Source organism: Desulfocastanea catecholica (assembly GCF_054657295.1).
In genome coordinates this window covers 1-786 of record NZ_BAAHYZ010000111.1, presented here as the reverse complement: position 1 = coordinate 786, position 786 = coordinate 1, and the positions used below count along the sequence as shown (strand labels likewise).

Below are 786 nucleotides of genomic sequence, written 5' to 3'. Positions count from 1 at the left end.
CGATTGTTTCAATGCAATAGATGTCATTGCCAGATATCTCTTACAGCGGGAACCATTTTTGCGTACACCAAGTTGCCGCTGTCGGTTTGGTTTCTTGGTATTTATTTCATCACTCAATCTAAAGTCAGTGTTTCCGCGCTGAGCCTCAAACGAACCATTGGCGTCTCTTACAATACGGCCCTCTTGATGAAACATAAGATCCAGCAGGTTATGAAGGAGCGAGACGACAGCAAACCACTTACACAGTTCATCCAGGTTGATGACGCCTATTGGGGCGGCAAGAAGAATGATGGTATTCGTGGCCGTGGGGCTACGGGAAAAATCCCCTTCATAGCCGCTGTATCGTGTAATAAGGAAGGGCATCCTTTGCAAATCCGATTAAGCCAAATAGAGGCTTTTACCAAAGATGCTATTAAAGCCTGGGCTGAAAAACATCTCGCCCCATGCTGCAATATCGTCTCTGACGGACTGGGATGTTTCCGAGCTTTTAGCGAAGCTGGATTTAACCATTTTTCCATTGTTACCGGCGGTGGCCCCGAGAGCGTTAAAATTCCAGAGTTTAAGTGGGTCAACACTATTATAGGAAATGTTAAGACAGCTCTTCATGGTGTCTTTCATGCATTGAGTGAGAAGCATTTTTCAAGATACTTGGCCGAATTCTGCTACCGCTTCAACCGTCGCTTCGATCTGAAACAGATGGTGCCACGATTTGGATACGTTGCGGTCAGGACTCCGCCGATGCCACAGCGACTCCTGAAGTTGGCTGAGTCTCATGGGTAATCAAAA

The 786-nt window shown here is 46.6% G+C and carries 1 protein-coding gene; it reads left to right on the top strand.

Features of this window, described 5'->3' with window-relative positions; translation table 11 throughout:
• Nucleotides 1–780 (top strand): IS1595 family transposase (locus ACYQ8U_RS23085; RefSeq protein ID WP_459947909.1); only part of this gene is annotated, 780 nt, incomplete at its 5' end.
• Nucleotides 781–786 lie beyond the last annotated feature (6 nt).